We start from the raw sequence: 17,829 nt of genomic DNA on the forward strand, positions 1-17,829 counted from the left end.
CACAAACTCCAGAAGAAAAACCACAACCGGCGAACGGAAACGAAGAAAAACCTAAATCAAGAAGAGGTTTTGCTGCTATGGACAAATCCAAGCAAAAGAGCATTGCCAGTAAAGGCGGACAGGCAGCCCACAGAATGGGCGTTGCACACCGTTTTACTCCTGAAGAAGCACGCGAAGCTGGCCGTAAAGGCGGTAGCATCGTTAGCATGAACCGGGAACACATGGCAGGTATTGGCAAAAAAGGTGGCGAGGCAACCCGCAAACCACGTGCGCCAAAACAAACCAATTCAGACAAGCAGCCATAGAAGTACACAGAAAATTTAATGTAATACATAAGAGTCCCGGCAGATAGGATCGCGAAGCGGTCTACAGCCGGGACTTATCTTTTTTATCAATTTACCCCGTCGGAGCATTTCATTCACTTAAATTCAATGTTATGGCAAAGAAATACGGTAAAAAAGCCAGCGATAAAGTAGAGCGTGCTATGCACGAGATGAAAAAAGGTAAGTTGAAAAGCGGTAGCACGGGCGAAAAGGTAACCAGCCGCAAGCAGGCAATTGCCATCGGTTTATCGGAAGCAAGAGAAGAAGGTGGCAAAGTGCCGAAAAAAGCGGCTGCTAAGCGAGCTGCGCCTAAGAAGAAGGCGGCAGCTAAAAAAGCTGCACCTAAGAAGAAAGCTGCTGCGAAGAAGGCTGCACCGGGAAAGAAAGCTGCTGCGAAAAAAGCCGCTCCTAAGAAGAAAGCTGCTGCGAAAAAGGCTGCACCAGGAAAGAAAGCTGCTGCGAAGAAGGCCGCTCCTAGGAAGAAAGCTGCTGCGAAAAAAAAGGCTGCACCAGGAAAGAAAGCTGCTGCGAAAAAAGCCGCTCCTAGGAAAAAGGCAGCCGTTAAATAGGCGGCTCCCAAAAAGAAGGCTGCGGCTAAAAAGCGTAGTTAGTCCAATACCTTTCCTACTAATCATAAACAAAATGGCCGGTATGTAATGTATACCGGCCTGGTCATTTACAACAGCCAGGAAAGATTCCAGAGCGTTCAGTCGGTATATACACCGCCCTCCGCCGTTCTACCCCTACCCCAATAGTAAGAGAGCATCCATCAAATAGGTTCTTCACTACGCTCACCGACGTATTTATTCCCTCCATTACGAACGCAACAGTAGAGGCCAAAAAATGTCGGGAGTCGAACAAATGCCGGAAAGTTGGCGTAATAGCCGGCGAAAAACGGGCTATCCTCTCACTCCATTACCTTCATATTACCAAAGGAGATAAACGTTTAAATATGGTACGGATACACCGCCCCCGCTTTAAGCTCATCCTGTTAAAGACTGAAGCCAGTAATAGTAGCTTATTCACCCTCCGGCAGTCTCTGCTGAAAGGTAAGTGAGAGACTCCGTTTCTTCAATTCACCAATCCTGCTAACCACCACCGCCAACTTATCACTAAACAATATTAAAATAGTACCTTGTATTGCATAGTACATTATATTACCTTATCTTTGACCCGATATGTAAGTTTCCATCCTGCTTATCCATTTAATTACGTTTAAACTTCTTTATATGAAGAAAACCTCCGCCCTTCTACTACTCTTTAGTTTGGTTACCCACGCTTATGCCCAAAATCTGCCTGCCAAACTTGACTCTGTTTTAAACTACTACGACCAGCACGCCGGCTTTAATGGCAGCGCCTTAATCGCCTATAAAGGCCAGGTATGGCTATCGAAGGGTTATGGCTACCGCAACGTGGAGAAAAACATTGCCAACGACGAAAACAGCATCTACCAACTCGGTTCCATCACCAAACAAATAACGGCTGCCGTTATCCTGAAACTGCAGGAGGAAAAGAAACTGAGCGTAAATGATAAGATCAGCAAGTACTTTAAGAATTATCCCAAAGGCGACAGTATTACCATTGCCAACCTGCTATCGCACACCTCGGGGATTTACAATTACACCGCCAACAGCGCCTTTATGCAGAAACCGGTAACTGAACATCAGTCGCGCGCGGCTATAATGGCACTTTTTGAGAACAAACCGCTGGCATTTACACCGGGCAGCAATTACGAGTACTCCAATTCCAACTATATGTTATTGGGTTACATTATTGAAGATGTAACGAAGATGCCGTACGAGAAAGCCGTACGCAAATACATATTTAACCCGGCCGGCATGACGAACAGCGGCTTCGATTTCGTTGGCCTCTCCCATCCGAAAAAGACCACCGGGTACTTCAGCCTCAATACTCCCTCGTCGTACGTAGACTCCAGCGTAAGTTATGCCGCGGGCGCTGCGTATGCTACCACCGGCGACTTATACAAATGGCATAAGGCTTTACTCACGAATAAGATCATCAACCCAACTTCTGTTGAAGCGGCTTATACACCGCTGAAAAACAAATATGGCTATGGATGGATCATCGATACTATCACCGGGAAGAAGTTGGTAAGCCATACTGGCGGCATTTATGGGTTCAATACCGTAATAAAGCGTGTTCCGACAGACGATGCCTGCGTTATACTGCTCTCTAATGTAGCTAACAACAAAATGAACGAGATCGCTAACAGCCTGCTTAATACCATCTACTACGGCGCGCCTGTTCCCGTAGCGAAAAAGGTGGAACATACCAGCGAATCACTCCGCCAGTACGTAGGGGAATATAAACTAAGGGAAGACCTGCTGGTAACGATAACTGTGCTGAACGGTGCCTTACACGCCAGGCCTACCAATCAGTCGGACAAAACCCTGGTACCGGACGGCGGCGATAAATTTCATGACAGTGAAAATGAAGATATCCGGCTTAGGTTTCAGCGTGATGCAACTGGCGAAGTGAATGGGTTTAAGTTTCAACAGAACGGCGCCGACATGTTCGCCCCTAAGATCATCCCAAAACTGGTAAAGGATATTTTGCACATGGACAGTGTGTTGTTCAATGCTTTCAATAACCGCGACCTCAATGGTATGAAACAGGTATTTGATACGGGCATGGAGTTTTACCACGATAAAACAGGCCTTACCAATTATGATGATAACATTAAAGCCTTTACCACCACCTTCGCCCTTAACAATCCACCACGCCGCGAACTAATACGCAATTCAGTGGAAATTGTGCCGCTGGGCGAATTCGGCGCACTACAAACAGGAGAACACCGCTTTTGCCGGGTAGAAAGCGGCCAGGTAGGTTGCAGCATTTATAAGTTCGTAACTGTCTGGAAAAAAACATCCGAAGGCTGGAAAGCTTCACGCCTCATTAGCTACGGGCACTAACCCGCCCTGTTAGCCTCATCCTCCGAACCTGTCTTTCTTTCCCGCGCGCCCGCTACCTTGGTATTGCCGAAGCGGTAGGTAAAAGACAGGTTTGCTGTTCTGTTTTGCCAGCGGTTATTGACGCGCAGGTATACATTACCATAATTGGCAGTACCCCTGAAACGGTTACTGGCAAAAATATCATTCACGTTCAACTTCAGGGTGGCCTTTTTATTCAGCACTTCTTTCTGCACACCTCCCCAAACACCACCCATGGCTTTAGAAGCAAAGATGCCGTACACAGTAGGTGCTTCAAACCACCCGCCCAATTCCATTTTTATACCGGCGGGCAATGTAAAAGTATTCGTAACATTCAGGTTCCACGACAACTGCGAGGTATAAAAGGTGCTGGTAGTATCGTTAATCTGGTAACGGGTATGATATACCGAACCATTGCTGTTAATGTTCCACCATTTCGTAAAATCGAACGGCGCGGTAAGATTAAGCGAGTAGTTCACCTGCTTACCCAGATTACGGTTCGTGCTGATCGTGATCTGCGTTTTATCGTTCTGTATCAGGTATTCATCGAACAGATCGTTGGTAACGGAGTAAGCGAGCGATGCGATGTACTTGGTTTTGAACACGTAGGTAAGTTCTGTATTGTGCGTGTACTCGGGCCGTAGGAAAGCATTACCGCGGAAGTAGGTATACTTATCCAGGAAAAACAGGAATGGATTGAGCATACCATAACCGGGGCGGTTAATGCGTTTATTGTAAGCCACGGATAATTTATGATTGTCCGAAAACTTATGATCGGCGGTGAAATTAGGGAAATAGTCGAGGTAGCTGCGCCGGATGCGCTCCTTCAAAGAAATGGACTGTGCGTCCGATTCGGTTTTCTCCAGGCGCAACCCGGCGGTGATATCAGTTTTCTTAAACTGGTGTTTGTAGATGGCATAAGCTGCATAAATATTTTCATCGTAGCGGAACTGGTCGTACTGCTGCAGTGCCGGCACATATACACCGCCTAACAGCGAATCGTAGCGATTGTAGTTGTCCGTCTTCACAAAACTTGCTTTTACACCTGCTTCTATTTTAGACTTTTTGTTGAGGGGCAATACCAGGTCCGACTTTATACTATAAATATCAATGTAGGTATAAGGCCTTACGCTGATACCACTTCGTTGTGTAATAGCACCAGTACCGGCCACCTGCATGCTATCAGCCAGCATATTACTGATGTTGTTATGAAATTTTGCATAGTCGGCGTCTACAGACCATTCGGTGCCTAACGTATCGGCCTTCAGTTTATAATTAAGGTTTAAAGTTGTATTGCTAAAGCGGTTGTTGGTGTGAATGGCGGTATGCAATACCGAATCGACCGCCCCACCTTTATTCGCGATTTGTGTAGCACTGGGTGCTTTACGCCTGAAGGCATTGCTGTAACCATTTACCAGCACACCGATGGTTTGTTTGGGAGTGATGAAAAAGTCGACCCCGGCTTTATAAGACCGGTTCGTGAAATCGTTGGTCTGGAATACATCCTGTTGAAACTGCATAGGGGCGTCGCCGCCGGTTAAACGGTGTAGTTCGCGCGTATTATAACTCTCGCGGTTGCCATAGTTAAGCGTACCGAACGCATTAAACTTTTTTGTACGCCAGTTAATACTGCCCCCTACACCATAAAACCAATAGCGGCCCGCTCCTACGTTCGCATTGATGGTTCCGTTAGTACCTGTAAGTTGTCCTTTTTTAGTTTTTATATTGATGATGCCCGATGTACCTGCAGCATCATATTTAGCGCTTGGGCTGGTAATAATTTCTATCTGCGATACTGTTTCGGCGGGCATGCTTTTAAGCAGTTCGGCCAGGGCTTCATTAGAGAGATAAGTCAGTTTGCCATCGAGCATCACTGTTACACCCGACTTACCCCTTACTGCCAGGTTGTCGCTGTTATCAACCGATACACCGGGGGCACGACGTAACAAGTCCATTACGCTGTTACCCGCTGCTGCCACGCTGCTCTCCACGTTCAGTACTGTTTTACCTTCGGCATGTTCTACATAGGGTTTTTGCCCGGTAATATTTACTTCCTTCAGCGATTTGGCAGAAGTGCGAAGACTGACAGCTTTCAGGTCTGCCTGGCGGTTCCCCTCCCCGATCTTAAACGTTTCACTGTTGTGAGTGGTAAAGCCCATTTGGGTAATTTGCAGGAAATAAGTGCCATCGTCTACACCTTCGATTTGGCAACGCCCCTCCGCATCGCTCATTTGTCCTTTAAGTAAGGAGCTGTCAGCCGTTTTTTTAATGGCTACGCCAGCGTAAGGCAAAGGTTTACCGGCTTCGTCAAGTATTCTTACGAACACTTTGCCGTTACTTTTATTTTGCGCACACAGTGGCAAAATGGCAGACAGGCATAACATGGCAGCCAGGATGATTTTTTTTCTCATACAAGTATTTAGAATGCGTTCTGGAAGACGGGGTTGGTTTCTGTTTTTACTGACAAATGTGTTGCGACATATACCAAGCTGGGGCACTCATTGGCCGCTGCATATACTTTAAAGACGGGTTAACCGGCAAAAGGTTGCAAAATGTCTAGGTATTTTTTTCAGGTGGATAAGTTGATGCCGCTCATCCTGCTATACGACCGGTCTTTTCTGGCATAATTACTGCGGCCAGTTAAAAAAACTACAGATATGGAACCTATCATTCAGTCATTGGGATTTAAAGCAAAAACCGAGTTGGAAGATTTTATCACGGATAAGCTACAGGGGATTAAGTACGATAAGATCATTAAAACGGAGGTAACGCTGTTCCTCGGCCCGGATAGCGACCCCGCCAATAAAGTATGCGAGATAAGACTGCATATACCCGGGAACGATTTATTCGCTAAGAGGAACGCTGAGTTTTTCGAGCCTGCCGTAAATGAGTGTATAGATGTACTGCAAAGGGAGGTAAAACAACTGAGGGAGAAGCAGATCGACCGCCGTCAGGCCGATGCCACAGCTATACAGGATGCACTGATGAGCGGTGGTGTGGAAGAAAACGACTAATACTCCGTTAAATCTATAAGTAAAACAGGCGCCATAAGCGCCTGTTTTCGTTTTATGCCGTGTAGTATACTTTCCTCAGGTTTCCCCGGGAAAAGTATCTCTGGGTGTACCGCCGCCCGTTTTCTTATCATCGATATTAAGCGGGGCCCTGTCTCTATTGATGAGTTTATCCTCCCCACCCTTCTTTTGTTTTGCCTTATGTACAAAGTAATAAATCACCACGGCGGCTAACAGTATCAGTGCAATTAATGGTATTGGCTGCATAATTTCCTGTTTTAGTGCAGTATGTGGAGAACAGATACTATGCCTGAAAATTATTTATGGATTTTTTAACAGCTTACATCTTCCTGCCAAAGTTCATGTATGCGAAAACATATCGTCTGTTTGCTGGCCGCACTTACGGCAGGAGCCTGCTTTTTGCGCATAGGCAACCGTTTCCTGAGTCCCTGGATACCTGTTAAGATTATACTGGCGATCGCGCTGCTGCTATTGCTGGCCGGGATATTATCCCCCTTCTTCACCCGCAAAAAACAACACGATATACCCTGGCTGCAAGGCATTATCCGTTACGCCATTGCCTTTGACCTTACCATGTTTGGCTTACAGAAGATATTACACCTGCAGTTCCTGACCCCACTCGCCAAACTGGACGAGCCTTTTAGCCGCTTTAGCGCCGAAGATCTTACCTGGGCGTACTTCGGCCACTCTTACCCCTTCGTGGTAACCATCGCTTTGGCGCAGATCAGCGGTTCGGTATTACTGCTGTTTTCGCGGACCCGGTTGCTGGGTGTTTTTATCCTGTTACCCGTAATGGCCAACATCATTTTTATCGACCTGTTTTATCATCTGGCACCAGGCGTATTAGCACATGCCTGTATCATGATGGCCGGCCTTATTTACCTGTTATTGCTGGATTACCAACAGCTGCGTATTCTCTTTTTCGCTCCCCAACCAGGCATTCCGGCTAATAACCGGGTAATAAAACCACTGTTACGCCTTTCATTGTTCGTCATACCCTGCGCACTGTTGCTGAGCTACAATTTCCCGGATAAACATCCGGAAATAAAAGGCCGCTACGAAGCCCGATACATTAGCGGCTCGCTGGATTCGTTGCGAATTGTATACCTCGATATTGCAAATGAAATTGTACTCGACCTAGGTGGTATTGACAAAAGGTATTATGGCCGGTACGCCTATGACAAAACAACTGGTGCGTTACAGGCAACCTGGCACTTTGGGCGCAATGCCACCGATACATTACATGCGCGGCTGGTTAAGCATAACGATCGCATCGAACTCAAAGGCACTTTAGGACTGGATGAACTAACGTACGAACTGCAAAAAACCACAGACAGACATTAAATTAGCAGCAAAAAGCAGCTAAATACTACCTATGTTTAATACATGCAACATGGGAACTGTACAAACCAGGCATACAGAAACTGAGCATCAGTTACAAAGCGGGTAATATGCACCTCAGTGAAAACAATCTTCAACTCATCCATTACTCGCCGGGAGTACAGGTAATAGCCTGGCCGGAGGAATTGCAGCCTTAATGGCACAGTATTCCGTGGTTATTGGTTAAACGAATGATCATGGATAAGAAAAATCTGCTCATGCATACAGACATCCAGGACAGTGAAAAGGACCAAAAGAAACTGGCGCCTGAAGAAACGTCCATGGAATTACCCGAGGTAAAAGACATTCCGGGCCAGGAACATGTTCACGCAGCACCATTAGGCGAACTGGCCGATACCACCGCCTCTTCTGACGGTGAGGAAGGCACCGGCGTACTGGACGACCTCAATGGCGACGACAGCGTGACTAACGACGATACCAATGTTACCAACACCGAACGCGAACTGCTGGACCGCGCCGCTAACGAAACACCCGGCGACGAAGGCGCATCTGACCTCCGCCGCGCACGCCTCGACAGTGTGGACGAAGACGGTGATGTACTGAACGAAAAAGGTTTTGGCTACGACAATACCGGCGCCGACCTGGACGTACCAGGATCGGAAGACGACGACACGGCCGAAAGTGCAGGCAATGAAGACGAAGAAAACAATGCCTACAGCGACGACAAAAACAACGACGAAGAGACCATCGGTATCCCTTAACGGGTTAACCAGGTAAAGCTGCCAGGGATAAGCTCCGGCAGCGCTCCCGTCCAGTTAAATTGTATGATGGCGGTTTTGCGTGGCGACACCTTTGTGGACGTGTTGTGCGTATGTAACACATACCACCAGCTATTGCCCGCACGCACCACATCACCATGCCCCGAACCGTTTTCGCCGGTATGTTTCCTGCTGATAAAGGGATTGCCGGCCTGCTTTACCCATGGACCTGCAGGCGACTGGCTTACAGCGATACCCACGGCATAATCGGGGTTCCGGAAGTCGTTGCAGGAATAAAACATATAGTATTTACCATTTTTCCTGATCACGGTTGGACCTTCGGATACAGGCCATGAGGCATTTTGCGTATCCTCCCAACCTTTTTCCGCATGCAGGCATTCCTGTAAAGTACCGGGAATAAATGCGTCCAGTGCAGTATTAAGTTGCGTTACGAAGATGCGGTTACCTTCATCAAGGCGCACATGATAGAGGTAAATTTTGCCGCCATCGAACAACACGAACGGATCGATCATTCTTTTATCTGCCGGCAAAGCCTGCAGTTTTTGTTGTTTAAATGGGCCACCAGGATTATCGCTAACCGCGATCGCAATATTTTCATTGGCCGTATAAGCCATGTAAAACTTTTTTTGATAACTAAACACCTGCGGTGCCCAGAACCCTTTTGTACCGTAACTATCCCCCACCTTCAGGGCCATCCCCCCGGCTTTCCAGCTCTGCATATCCTTAGATGTATAAACCGGTATGCCCTTATCGGCATTGCCGCCAGCAGTACCATAAGCATAATACAATCCTTTGTGCCGGATAATGGTAGGATCGGCCAGTAAAAGCGGGAGGCTGTCGCCGGCAAAAACGCGGGCACACAGGAGTAAAATGACGATGACGTGGACTAAACTTTTCATCCGCCTAAGTTACTCGAATAAGGGAAAAAGTAAAATCCGGGCTGCCTGTTGTTGTACAATTCATCGATTTACTATTACAATTCAGCCACCGTTTCGCCTGCCACAAATATTCGCGCAAATATTACCTAACTTTAAGCACGCAAAGTTTTTATGAACATGATTTCTGTTACCAGCGAATACCTGCAAGGCATAGACGTTTTACGGAACGTACCCGAAGATCAGTTACAGTGGCTGATAGACAGCAGCGAGCATTATACCGTAGCCCAGGGCGATTACCTGTTTAAAAAGGGCGATGCCCTGGATAAACTGGTGGTACTGGTGGAGGGCCGTGTGTTCATGTACATTGCACAAAACAATGAACAGCGTGAAATTACCACCCTGCAACCCGGCACCATTACCGGTTACCTTCCATTTTCCCGCGCTACGACCACCTTTGCCAACGGCCAGGCCCTGGACGATTTGCAGGTAATGTCGCTGCCACAGCCACAGGTGCGCGAAATGATCTGCGAGCGATTTGAATTAACAGAAGCGCTGGTGCATGTAATGACCGACCGTGTGCGGGAATATACCTCCAACCAACTGCATAATGAAAAGATGACCGCCCTCGGTAAACTTTCCGCCGGCCTGGCGCATGAATTGAACAACCCCGCATCCGCCGTGGTACGTGGCGCCGTTTCCCTGAAACAACACCTGCAGGCCATGCCCGACTATTTTAAAGAAGTAATGCGCGCGCAGCTCCGCCCCGAAGATGTAGACATGGTTGGGCAGATCATGTTTGCCGTCATCGACGCCCATCAGCATAAAAAACCTTTAAGCATGATGGAAAGGGCCGATCAGGAAGATGAAATAGCCGACTGGTTATCGCAATTCCCCATCAGCAACGTGCAGGAGATCTCAGAGAACTTCGTGGAGTTTGGCTTCACCATCGACAACATGGAAGAGTTCCGCAAACACATCCCGGAAAAAGACCTCTCCCCGATCCTGAACTGGGTAAATAAAAACCTGGTAACAGACAAGATGGTGGCCGATATTGAAGACGCTTCGCAACGTATATCCCGCCTGGTACAATCGGTGAAAATGTTTACCCATATGGACCAGGGCTCATCCAAACAGCTGAGCGATGTACACGATGGCCTCAAAAACACGCTTACCATGCTGGAATACAAATTGCGTAAGGGAAACATACAGCTGGTGCAAACTTTTGACCATAACCTGCCGCCCATTAAAGCGCTGGTAGGAGAACTGAACCAGATATGGACAAACCTGATAGACAATGCAGTGGATGCGATGGACGGTCAGCCGAAAAGCATCCTCGAAATTAAAACGGAAAGAGACAGGGATTGCATAAAAGTACACGTGATCGACAATGGGCCTGGTATTCCGGAAGAAATCAGAAACCGCATATTCGATCCTTTCTTTACCACGAAAGGTATTGGCAAAGGCACAGGTTTAGGCCTCGATATTGTTTGCCAGATCGTGAAACAACACAAGGGCGCTATTAAGGCAGATTCTGTACCCGGCCGTACAGACTTCTGGGTATCCCTGCCCATTAACGGATAAAATATAATATTGTAAGTCAACATGACGAACCTACCTCTCATATTTTGTATTGACGACGATGCGCAGGTATTGCGCGCCATCGTGCGCGACCTGAAAAGCAAGTACCGTGAACACTACCGCGTACTCAGTACCACGGTGGTGAAAGAAGCGTTGGACAGCCTGCTGGAACTGAAGAACAAAGGCGAAACAATTGCCCTGTTCCTCACCGACCAGCGTATGCCCGAAATGGACGGTGTTACCTTCCTCGAGCATGCCCGCAAGTTTTACCCGGACGCCAAACGTGTACTGCTTACCGCCTACTCCGACACAGACGCAGCCATTAAAGCCATCAACACCGTTCAACTCGACTATTACCTGGTAAAACCCTGGGACCCGCCAGAGGAAAAGCTTTACCCGATTATGGACGAACTGCTGGACGAATGGCAGGGCGTGTACCAGCCCGAGTTCCGTGGCATTAAAGTAGTGGGCTACCCGTTTTCCCGCGATTCGCATGCGATAAAAGACTTCCTGGCTGGCAACCTCATTCCTTACCAGTGGATGGACGTACAAACCTCCGAAGAGGCACAACGCCTGCTGGCGCTCAACAATCTTCCTACGAACAAAGTGCCGGTGGTGTTTATGGAAGATGGCTCATACGTATGTAAACCAACTATCAGCCAGATAGCCGAAAAAGTAGGACTGAACCCGCAGATCAAACACGACATGTACGACGTGGTGATTATCGGTGCCGGGCCTGCCGGTTTGGCAGCGGGTGTATACGGTGCATCAGAAGGATTAAAAACCCTGCTGATAGAAAGGCGTGCGCCGGGCGGACAGGCTGGTACCAGCTCGCGCATCGAGAACTATTTAGGCTTCCCTACAGGCCTTAGCGGATCGGAACTGACACGCCGCGCCATTACACAGGCCACCCGCCTGGGCACGGAGTTCATTACCCCCCAGGCCGTAAAAGATATTAAACAGAGCGGCGGTTATAACAAGATCATCCTCGACGATGACCGGGAGATTAACACCCGCAGTATTGTGATTACCACCGGTGTAGACTATCGTAAACTGGATACCAAGGGTGTGGCAGATTTTACCGGTGCGGGCATCTATTACGGCGCGGCTATGACCGAGGCACAGGCCTGTAAAGACCAGGACGTGTTTATTGTGGGTGGTGGCAACTCTGCCGGGCAGGCTGCTATGTACCTGTCTAAGTTCGCCCACCGCGTAAACATCCTGATCCGTAAAGACGATCTTACCAGCACGATGTCGTCCTACCTGATCGACCAGATAGCGGGTACGGAAAACATTGTAGTACGGGGTAAAACCGAGATCATTGAAGCACGTGGCGATACCAAACTCGAGGAACTGGTGATACAGGAAATAGGGACCGGCAACACCACGACGGAAAAAGCCGGCGCCCTGTACATCTTTATCGGTGCCAAACCATTTACCGACTGGATTAAGATGAATATCATCAAAGACGGGAAAGGGTTTATTGAAACCGGCCGGGAGTTGAAGAACTACGACAACTTTTCGAAGATCTGGAAACAGAACCGCGATCCTTACTTACTCGAAACCAGCTGTCCCGGTATATTTGCTGCCGGCGACGTACGCGCCAGCGCCATGAACCGCGTAGCAGCAGCGGTGGGCGAGGGATCGATGGCTATCAGTTTTGTACATAAATTCCTGGCAGAAGTTAAATAAACAATCTATGGCAGTTTGCGAACATATTAAGGCAATAGAAGAAGTAAAAGTTGGAAAAGAAGGCGTTTGTGAAGAGTGTATCAAAACCGGTGCAGAATGGGTGCATTTGCGTACCTGCCAAACCTGCGGCACTACACTTTGCTGCGACGATTCCCGATTTAAACACATGACCAAACATTATCACCGTACACAGCACCCGGTTATCGCATCCGCAGAAACCGGCGAGCAATGGCTGTGGTGTTACCCGGACGAATCGTTCTCTGAATATTGATTTTCAGCACATTAAATATCCACGGGGATTTCACCATGCCTGTTTATGCAGGGAGCTAGATTGGCAAACCAGCAAACATGATATAAATTATATCTCCGGAGATAAAAATTATATGATCGTCGATGCAAAAAGAATCGGCATCGATATAAAATATAATGTCGCAGCTACTTTATCGTGCGTTGACGATTCAAATTGCATGGCCGAAGACTCTTTTTTGCGCGCAATTGCATGATTTTTAATGTAGCCGGCCGCAAAAAGCTGCATCGCCGATATAATTTACATCTCCGGACATGGAAATTATATCGACGTCGATTCTTTTTACATCATCGTTCATACCGGGAACAACACCGGAGATGTAAGTTTCTTCAGCGATGATACATTTTGTATAACCGGAGGTGCTTTCAGCAATATCGATGATATAAATTGTGACAACGACGATACTTTTTACAGGAAGCATGATTGAAATTCAGTCATGCTTCCTTGTTTTTACATGACCGCCGCTGCAAAATTGCATCTTCCCCTGTCAGCTATACCAATGCTATCTTAACATAACCTTATCATTTTACCTCACAATAAGGCATTGTAAAGGCACGTTATACCGGTCTATCTTCCCATTTGCCGGCAGCGGCTTGCAGGAAGATGGATTTACCCTGGAAATGAGCAGAATAATCATATGAGCGGAAGACATATCACTGTCCTTGTACTTTTCGTTTGCGCCGGCAGCAGCACAGCCAGGTGCCAGGCCATCCCAACAGAAAACTTCTTGTCAGATACGCCGCGTATCGAGTGGACAATGCGGACGAAGATGCCAAAAGAGGATAAACCTTTTTCACGCAGGGCGTTTATTATACCGGCCTCGATGATCGTATTTGGTGCAGTAGCGGCCGGTAGTGATGAATTACGGCGTATTGATAAAAATCTGCAGTACGAACTGTACGCAGAAAATCTTCCGAAAAGAACGAAGATTGACAATATACTGCAGTTCACTCCGGCGGCCAGCGTGTACCTGCTTAATATGGCCGGCATCAAAGGAAAGAATAACCTGCGCGACCGTACGGCTATTTTCATGATGTCGATGGCGATTATGAACACGACCGTTTTTACCACTAAACGTCTTACACAGCAACATCGTCCGGATGGCTCCAACTACAGTTCCTTTCCCAGTGGCCACACGGCCAACGCTTTTGCGGGTGCAGAATTCCTGCGCCGGGAATATGCAGACGTATCGCCCTTATATGGTATTGCCGGTTATGCCGTAGCGGCCACGACCGGCTACCTGCGCATCCGCAATAACAAACATTGGTTCAGCGATGTGGTAGCAGGCGCTGGTATCGGCATTCTTTCCACCGATCTAGCATACTACCTGTATCCAAAAATAAAAGACAAAATATTTAAGAACGGTAAACCTTCATCAAGTACAGTTATAACGCCCATGTATTCCAATGGGAGCTTCGGTTTCGGGCTTTCAAGGACGTTTTAACATAATACTTACCGACGAAAGAGAGGCGACTGTGATGGTCGCCTTTCGCTATTTATAGGAAGAACTGTAGTATCATTGCACCATGGTCACATTTGGGTCATGGCCTAAATTATAATGTTGTTGTGCCATTTTATTAGTCTACCTTTAAAGAGCTTCGAAATACTTCTTTACCTGATTTCACTACAATTAACAGTCTAACGATATATATAATTTGTTGTAAGAGTTCCAGTAGAATTACATTTCCTACCTTCTCCTCCTCTGGTATTTAAAGCCGCTAAATCGAAGCTGAATTTTTTACGTTGAAATTTTAAATATGATCACCCGTCAAAAAAAAGAGATTGTGCGTTTTGCGCCCAAAGGCAATAATAGTTTTGCCGAAAGCGTAAAGCTCAATGTTGAAGCATACTTTGCCACTCATGGCCTGTCGAGTTACGGTAATGCCGCCATGTGGTATAAAACCGTGTTTATGGTATTGCTCTATTTTATCCCCTACCTGGTAGTAACATTAGGATTTGTTGCGGGTAATCCCTGGCTATTCCTGCTGATGTATGTATTTATGGGTTTAGGTGTTGTAGGTATCGGAACTGCAGTTATGCACGATGCCAACCATGGCGCCCTGTCCAAAAACAAAAAGGTAAACGGCTTTATGAGCCACATCCTGGAAGTAATTGGGGGCTACACCGTTACCTGGAAAATACAGCATAACATTTTACATCATACCTACACGAACTTAAACGGGCTGGACGAAGATATTACACCTACCTTTTTACTGCGTTTTACACCCAGTGCAGAACGGAAACGTTATCATCGACTCCAGTTTATTTATGCCTGGGGTATATATGCCATCATGACGCTTTTCTGGATGACGATTAAAGACTTCCGGCAGTTGTGGCGCTATAACCAGCACAAGCTGCTTGTTAAAGAGAAAACAACTTTACCCACGGCAATGACGCATCTTACGTTGTTTAAAATGTTCTATTACGGGTACATCATTGTACTTCCCATCCTCTTCTCCGGCTTTGCCTGGTGGATGATCGTGGTAGGTTTTGTAGTGATGCACGTGATTGCCGGATTATCGCTGGCGAGCATATTTCAGCTGGCACATGTCATGGAAAGCTCATCATTTGCCGAACCCGTAACGGACAACCAGGGCAAAAAACAAATGGAAGACAACTGGGCAGTACACCAGCTGCTTAACACCAGTAACTACGCACCTAAAAATGCGCTGCTTACCTGGTTTATCGGCGGACTGAATTTCCAGATAGAACACCATCTGTTCCCTAATATTTGTCACGTACACTATTCAAAAATTTCGCCTATTGTACACCAAACCGCCAAAGCCTACGGCTTACCGTACCATGTACAACCTACCGTACTAAAAGCCTTGTGGAGCCATACCATGATGCTGAAGCAACTTGGCCGTGAATAAAGTAAAAGAACATTCACATATGAAAAACATCAATTTCCAGGGTTTCCAGCATTCAAGCAACTGGAACCTTAAACGGAGCAACCTGCAAAAAGAGTATTACCCTGCTATCACCGAAGCAGACCTCGACTTTGAAGAGCAAAATGAACAGGTAATGTTGGAAAACATACAAAAGAAGCTTGGAAAAAGTGTAGCAGAGCTAAAACGTGTAATGGACAAAAACAGTCCTAATCACTATTACTAATCAGGTGCATTAACTACTGTGTCTATATATGAATGGAGAGAATGTATGGTTACAGGTCCCACCTGTAACCTTTTTTTATCCGTTCAGCCGCTCTATCAGCTTTTGCCTGTAAGTAATACCCACCGGCATACGGAAGTCGTTTACCTGCACATAGTCCTTTCCATGTGAACCAATTTTCTCAATAGAAACGATGTACGATTTATGAATACGGATAAACTTGGCTGATGGCAAACTATGTTCGAGATCGTTGGTAGTAATGGAGGCGAGATAGGTTTTATGCGGTGTAAACAGCTTCACATAGTTACCCAGGCTTTGTGTATACAACAGTTCATTAAGATCGATATCCACCATCTCCCCATCTACCTTTACCGCCAGTGAACTGGGGGCTATCACCACGCTGCCACGGTCGCTTACATCGTAATAGCTAAAAAAACGGTCTACACACACCAGGAAACGCGGAAAAAAAATCGGCTTCATCAGGTAATCGATCACACCATAGTCATAACTTTCCAGTGCAAACTCCGAATAGGCAGTAGTTAACACTGTTTTAGGGGGATGAGTTAAACTGCGTAGTAAGTCCAGCCCGGTAATTTCAGGCATATTAATATCGAGAAACATCAGGTCTACCTCATGCTGCTCCAGGTACTGTTTAGCTTCCACACCATTATAAAACTGGCCGATCAGTTCCAGGTCGGGCACCTGGTTCAGGTGACTGATCAGCACATAATGTGCTGCCGGTTCATCATCTACAATAATACACGTCTTCCTCATTATAACTGCAGGTTAAATTCCACAATATATTCATCTCCCTTCTCTCCCATTTCCAGCGTATACTTTCCGGCATAAAGGATGTTAAGCCTTTCCACCGTATTGCGTAATCCTATTTTGGTAGAAGTAACCGCAGCCTTCTTTTTCGGCACCGAGTTCACGATCCTGAAAGAAAACCTTTTGTTTTTTACCTCGGCAAAGATATGGACAAAACAGGCGTCGATAGAGCCTGTGCCATGCTTAAACGCATTTTCCACGAAAGCGATCAGCAACATGGGCGAAATACGATAATCGCCCTCCACATCCATATCCTGCTGGTAGCTGATGTCGCAGCGGTAGCCAATACGTTCCTTTTCCAGCAGGATGTAACTTTCTATAAACGACAATTCATCGTTCAGCGCCACCATTTCCCTTTGTGAGCTTTCGAGCTGGTAACGCATCAGCGTAGATACCTGCATGATAAGATCGGGCGCACGTTTCGGAAATTGGAGACTGATGCCGTATAAGGTATTAAAAGTATTAAACAGGAAGTGCGGGTTTAACTGGCTGCGCAGCAGGTTCAGCTGCATTTCGGCGATCAGTTCCGCCTCCTTTGTTTTACGTTTTTGTTCGCGGTAGTACTTTAAGAGCAAAATTGGGCCCATGATGCAGATAAAAGTGGCGATCATGGAGGCCAGGTGATATAGATAGGAATCCTGCTTTACCGATTTGTACAGATAACAGTTTTTATACAACCATTCGCCGGCCACTTCATGTAAGATACCAGCAAACACCAATGCCAGTAATATACTTGAACCCGTATACACCAGCGGTTTATGATCTTTAAGCAGGATGGGCAGCAGGAAGTAACGGTTCAGCTGAGCGTGCGAATAAAGTACAAAGAAGTACAGGCAGCCCTTCCAGAACTTTTCCCAGGTGGTAATAAGCACCCAGTCGTTCATGGAGAACAAAACGAAAGTAAATATCAATATGATTAATTCCTGCAGCCACTTCTGCTCCAGGAGGTTTTTTGTACCTATTCTCAAAACGGATGCATTTACAATTCCTGCAAAATAAGGGTTTGTGT

General features: G+C 46.7%; 18 protein-coding genes. 12 read left to right on the forward strand and 6 right to left on the reverse strand.

What is annotated here, in order from left to right; all coding sequences use genetic code 11:
• From QZT80_RS03415 to QZT80_RS03425, 3 genes are all read left to right on the forward strand, one after another.
• Positions 1-305: KGG domain-containing protein (locus QZT80_RS03415; RefSeq protein ID WP_295117657.1), on the forward strand; the 305-nt coding region annotated here is incomplete at its 5' end.
• A gap of 131 nt (positions 306-436) precedes the next feature.
• The gene (locus tag QZT80_RS03420; RefSeq protein ID WP_295117660.1) at positions 437-892 is read left to right on the forward strand and encodes a DUF6496 domain-containing protein; all 456 of its coding nucleotides are present in this window, start codon (positions 437-439) and stop codon (positions 890-892) included.
• A gap of 660 nt (positions 893-1,552) precedes the next feature.
• Entirely contained in the window at positions 1,553-3,256 is a 1,704-nt protein-coding gene (locus QZT80_RS03425; protein ID WP_295117661.1) for a serine hydrolase, read from the forward strand.
• Here the strand turns inward: QZT80_RS03425 and QZT80_RS03430 are convergent.
• A complete protein-coding gene (locus tag QZT80_RS03430; protein WP_295117663.1) occupies positions 3,253-5,685 on the reverse strand; it encodes a TonB-dependent receptor in 2,433 nt (810 codons plus the stop codon). The two genes, QZT80_RS03425 and QZT80_RS03430, sit on opposite strands and share 4 nt — an antisense overlap.
• Positions 5,686-5,931: 246 nt before the next feature.
• Between QZT80_RS03430 and QZT80_RS03435 the strand changes: the two genes are divergently transcribed.
• Positions 5,932-6,288, forward strand: a complete 357-nt coding sequence (locus QZT80_RS03435; RefSeq protein WP_295117666.1) for an HPF/RaiA family ribosome-associated protein — start codon at positions 5,932-5,934, stop codon at positions 6,286-6,288.
• 75 nt (positions 6,289-6,363) lie between these two features.
• On the opposite strand, the gene QZT80_RS03440 is transcribed toward QZT80_RS03435, so the two are convergent.
• A complete protein-coding gene (locus tag QZT80_RS03440) occupies positions 6,364-6,552 on the reverse strand; it encodes a hypothetical protein (protein ID WP_295117669.1) in 189 nt (62 codons plus the stop codon).
• A 99-nt stretch (positions 6,553-6,651) separates the two neighbouring features.
• On the opposite strand from QZT80_RS03440, the gene QZT80_RS03445 reads away from it, so the two are divergent.
• A complete protein-coding gene (locus QZT80_RS03445; RefSeq protein ID WP_295117672.1) occupies positions 6,652-7,650 on the forward strand; it encodes a hypothetical protein in 999 nt (332 codons plus the stop codon).
• Positions 7,651-7,883: 233 nt separating this feature from the next.
• Positions 7,884-8,408 (forward strand): hypothetical protein, encoded by a 525-nt coding sequence (locus QZT80_RS03450; protein ID WP_295117675.1) that lies wholly within the window; start codon positions 7,884-7,886, stop codon positions 8,406-8,408.
• Here the strand turns inward: QZT80_RS03450 and QZT80_RS03455 are convergent.
• The gene (locus tag QZT80_RS03455; protein ID WP_295117678.1) at positions 8,405-9,325 is read right to left on the reverse strand and encodes a glycoside hydrolase family 43 protein; all 921 of its coding nucleotides are present in this window, start codon (positions 9,323-9,325) and stop codon (positions 8,405-8,407) included. The genes QZT80_RS03450 and QZT80_RS03455 overlap by 4 nt on opposite strands.
• A 150-nt stretch (positions 9,326-9,475) precedes the next feature.
• Here QZT80_RS03455 and QZT80_RS03460 point away from each other — a divergent pair, with 150 nt between their 5' ends.
• Genes QZT80_RS03460 through QZT80_RS03470 form a run of 3 tightly spaced genes read left to right on the forward strand, consistent with a single transcriptional unit; the run spans position 9,476 to position 12,845 of the window.
• Positions 9,476-10,885, forward strand: coding sequence for an ATP-binding protein (locus tag QZT80_RS03460; protein ID WP_295117681.1), 1,410 nt, complete (start codon positions 9,476-9,478; stop codon positions 10,883-10,885).
• A gap of 21 nt (positions 10,886-10,906) precedes the next feature.
• Positions 10,907-12,574, forward strand: coding sequence for an FAD-dependent oxidoreductase (locus QZT80_RS03465; protein WP_295117684.1), 1,668 nt, complete (start codon positions 10,907-10,909; stop codon positions 12,572-12,574).
• Between the two features lie 7 nt (positions 12,575-12,581).
• Positions 12,582-12,845 carry a UBP-type zinc finger domain-containing protein gene (locus tag QZT80_RS03470; RefSeq protein ID WP_295117687.1) on the forward strand — a complete coding sequence of 88 codons (264 nt, stop codon included), beginning with the start codon at positions 12,582-12,584 and terminating at the stop codon, positions 12,843-12,845.
• A 235-nt stretch (positions 12,846-13,080) separates the two neighbouring features.
• On the opposite strand, the gene QZT80_RS03475 is transcribed toward QZT80_RS03470, so the two are convergent.
• Positions 13,081-13,302 (reverse strand): hypothetical protein, encoded by a 222-nt coding sequence (locus QZT80_RS03475; RefSeq protein ID WP_295117690.1) that lies wholly within the window; start codon positions 13,300-13,302, stop codon positions 13,081-13,083.
• A 216-nt stretch (positions 13,303-13,518) separates the two neighbouring features.
• Between QZT80_RS03475 and QZT80_RS03480 the strand changes: the two genes are divergently transcribed.
• The 3 genes from QZT80_RS03480 to QZT80_RS03490 all read left to right on the forward strand — a co-directional run bounded on the left by QZT80_RS03480 (position 13,519) and on the right by QZT80_RS03490 (position 15,995).
• On the forward strand, positions 13,519-14,325 hold the full coding sequence (locus tag QZT80_RS03480) for a phosphatase PAP2 family protein (RefSeq protein WP_295117692.1): 807 nt from the start codon (positions 13,519-13,521) through the stop codon (positions 14,323-14,325).
• 313 nt (positions 14,326-14,638) lie between these two features.
• Complete coding sequence (locus QZT80_RS03485; RefSeq protein WP_295117695.1) at positions 14,639-15,754, forward strand: acyl-CoA desaturase; 1,116 nt, start codon at positions 14,639-14,641, stop codon at positions 15,752-15,754.
• Between the two features lie 19 nt (positions 15,755-15,773).
• Positions 15,774-15,995: a hypothetical protein gene (locus QZT80_RS03490; RefSeq protein ID WP_295117698.1), complete on the forward strand. Its 222-nt coding sequence runs from the start codon at positions 15,774-15,776 to the stop codon at positions 15,993-15,995.
• 75 nt (positions 15,996-16,070) lie between these two features.
• On the opposite strand, the gene QZT80_RS03495 is transcribed toward QZT80_RS03490, so the two are convergent.
• Together QZT80_RS03495 and QZT80_RS03500 are read right to left on the reverse strand one after the other, a co-directional pair.
• Entirely contained in the window at positions 16,071-16,766 is a 696-nt protein-coding gene (locus QZT80_RS03495; RefSeq protein ID WP_295117700.1) for a LytTR family DNA-binding domain-containing protein, read from the reverse strand.
• Positions 16,766-17,788, reverse strand: coding sequence for a sensor histidine kinase (locus tag QZT80_RS03500; protein ID WP_295117703.1), 1,023 nt, complete (start codon positions 17,786-17,788; stop codon positions 16,766-16,768). Before QZT80_RS03500 ends, QZT80_RS03495 begins: the two co-directional genes overlap by 1 nt.
• Between the last annotated feature and the right edge of the window lie 41 nt (positions 17,789-17,829).

Origin of the sequence: uncultured Chitinophaga sp. (assembly GCF_902168175.1) — a bacterium.
Lineage (GTDB): Bacteria > Bacteroidota > Bacteroidia > Chitinophagales > Chitinophagaceae > Chitinophaga.

Bases quoted from the DNA above. Each gene is read 5' to 3' on its own strand.
- QZT80_RS03460 (WP_295117681.1), top strand. From the start codon at position 9,476: ATGAACATGATTTCTGTTACCAGCGAATACCTGCAAGGCATAGACGTT.
- QZT80_RS03420 (WP_295117660.1), top strand. From the start codon at position 437: ATGGCAAAGAAATACGGTAAAAAAGCCAGCGATAAAGTAGAGCGTGCT.
- QZT80_RS03485 (WP_295117695.1), top strand. From the start codon at position 14,639: ATGATCACCCGTCAAAAAAAAGAGATTGTGCGTTTTGCGCCCAAAGGC.
- QZT80_RS03440 (WP_295117669.1), bottom strand. From the start codon at position 6,552: ATGCAGCCAATACCATTAATTGCACTGATACTGTTAGCCGCCGTGGTG.
- QZT80_RS03475 (WP_295117690.1), bottom strand. From the start codon at position 13,302: ATGCTTCCTGTAAAAAGTATCGTCGTTGTCACAATTTATATCATCGAT.
- QZT80_RS03465 (WP_295117684.1), top strand. From the start codon at position 10,907: ATGACGAACCTACCTCTCATATTTTGTATTGACGACGATGCGCAGGTA.
- QZT80_RS03490 (WP_295117698.1), top strand. From the start codon at position 15,774: ATGAAAAACATCAATTTCCAGGGTTTCCAGCATTCAAGCAACTGGAAC.
- QZT80_RS03455 (WP_295117678.1), bottom strand. From the start codon at position 9,325: ATGAAAAGTTTAGTCCACGTCATCGTCATTTTACTCCTGTGTGCCCGC.
- QZT80_RS03470 (WP_295117687.1), top strand. From the start codon at position 12,582: ATGGCAGTTTGCGAACATATTAAGGCAATAGAAGAAGTAAAAGTTGGA.
- QZT80_RS03450 (WP_295117675.1), top strand. From the start codon at position 7,884: ATGGATAAGAAAAATCTGCTCATGCATACAGACATCCAGGACAGTGAA.
- QZT80_RS03480 (WP_295117692.1), top strand. From the start codon at position 13,519: ATGAGCGGAAGACATATCACTGTCCTTGTACTTTTCGTTTGCGCCGGC.
- QZT80_RS03495 (WP_295117700.1), bottom strand. From the start codon at position 16,766: ATGAGGAAGACGTGTATTATTGTAGATGATGAACCGGCAGCACATTAT.
- QZT80_RS03425 (WP_295117661.1), top strand. From the start codon at position 1,553: ATGAAGAAAACCTCCGCCCTTCTACTACTCTTTAGTTTGGTTACCCAC.
- QZT80_RS03430 (WP_295117663.1), bottom strand. From the start codon at position 5,685: ATGAGAAAAAAAATCATCCTGGCTGCCATGTTATGCCTGTCTGCCATT.
- QZT80_RS03445 (WP_295117672.1), top strand. From the start codon at position 6,652: ATGCGAAAACATATCGTCTGTTTGCTGGCCGCACTTACGGCAGGAGCC.
- QZT80_RS03435 (WP_295117666.1), top strand. From the start codon at position 5,932: ATGGAACCTATCATTCAGTCATTGGGATTTAAAGCAAAAACCGAGTTG.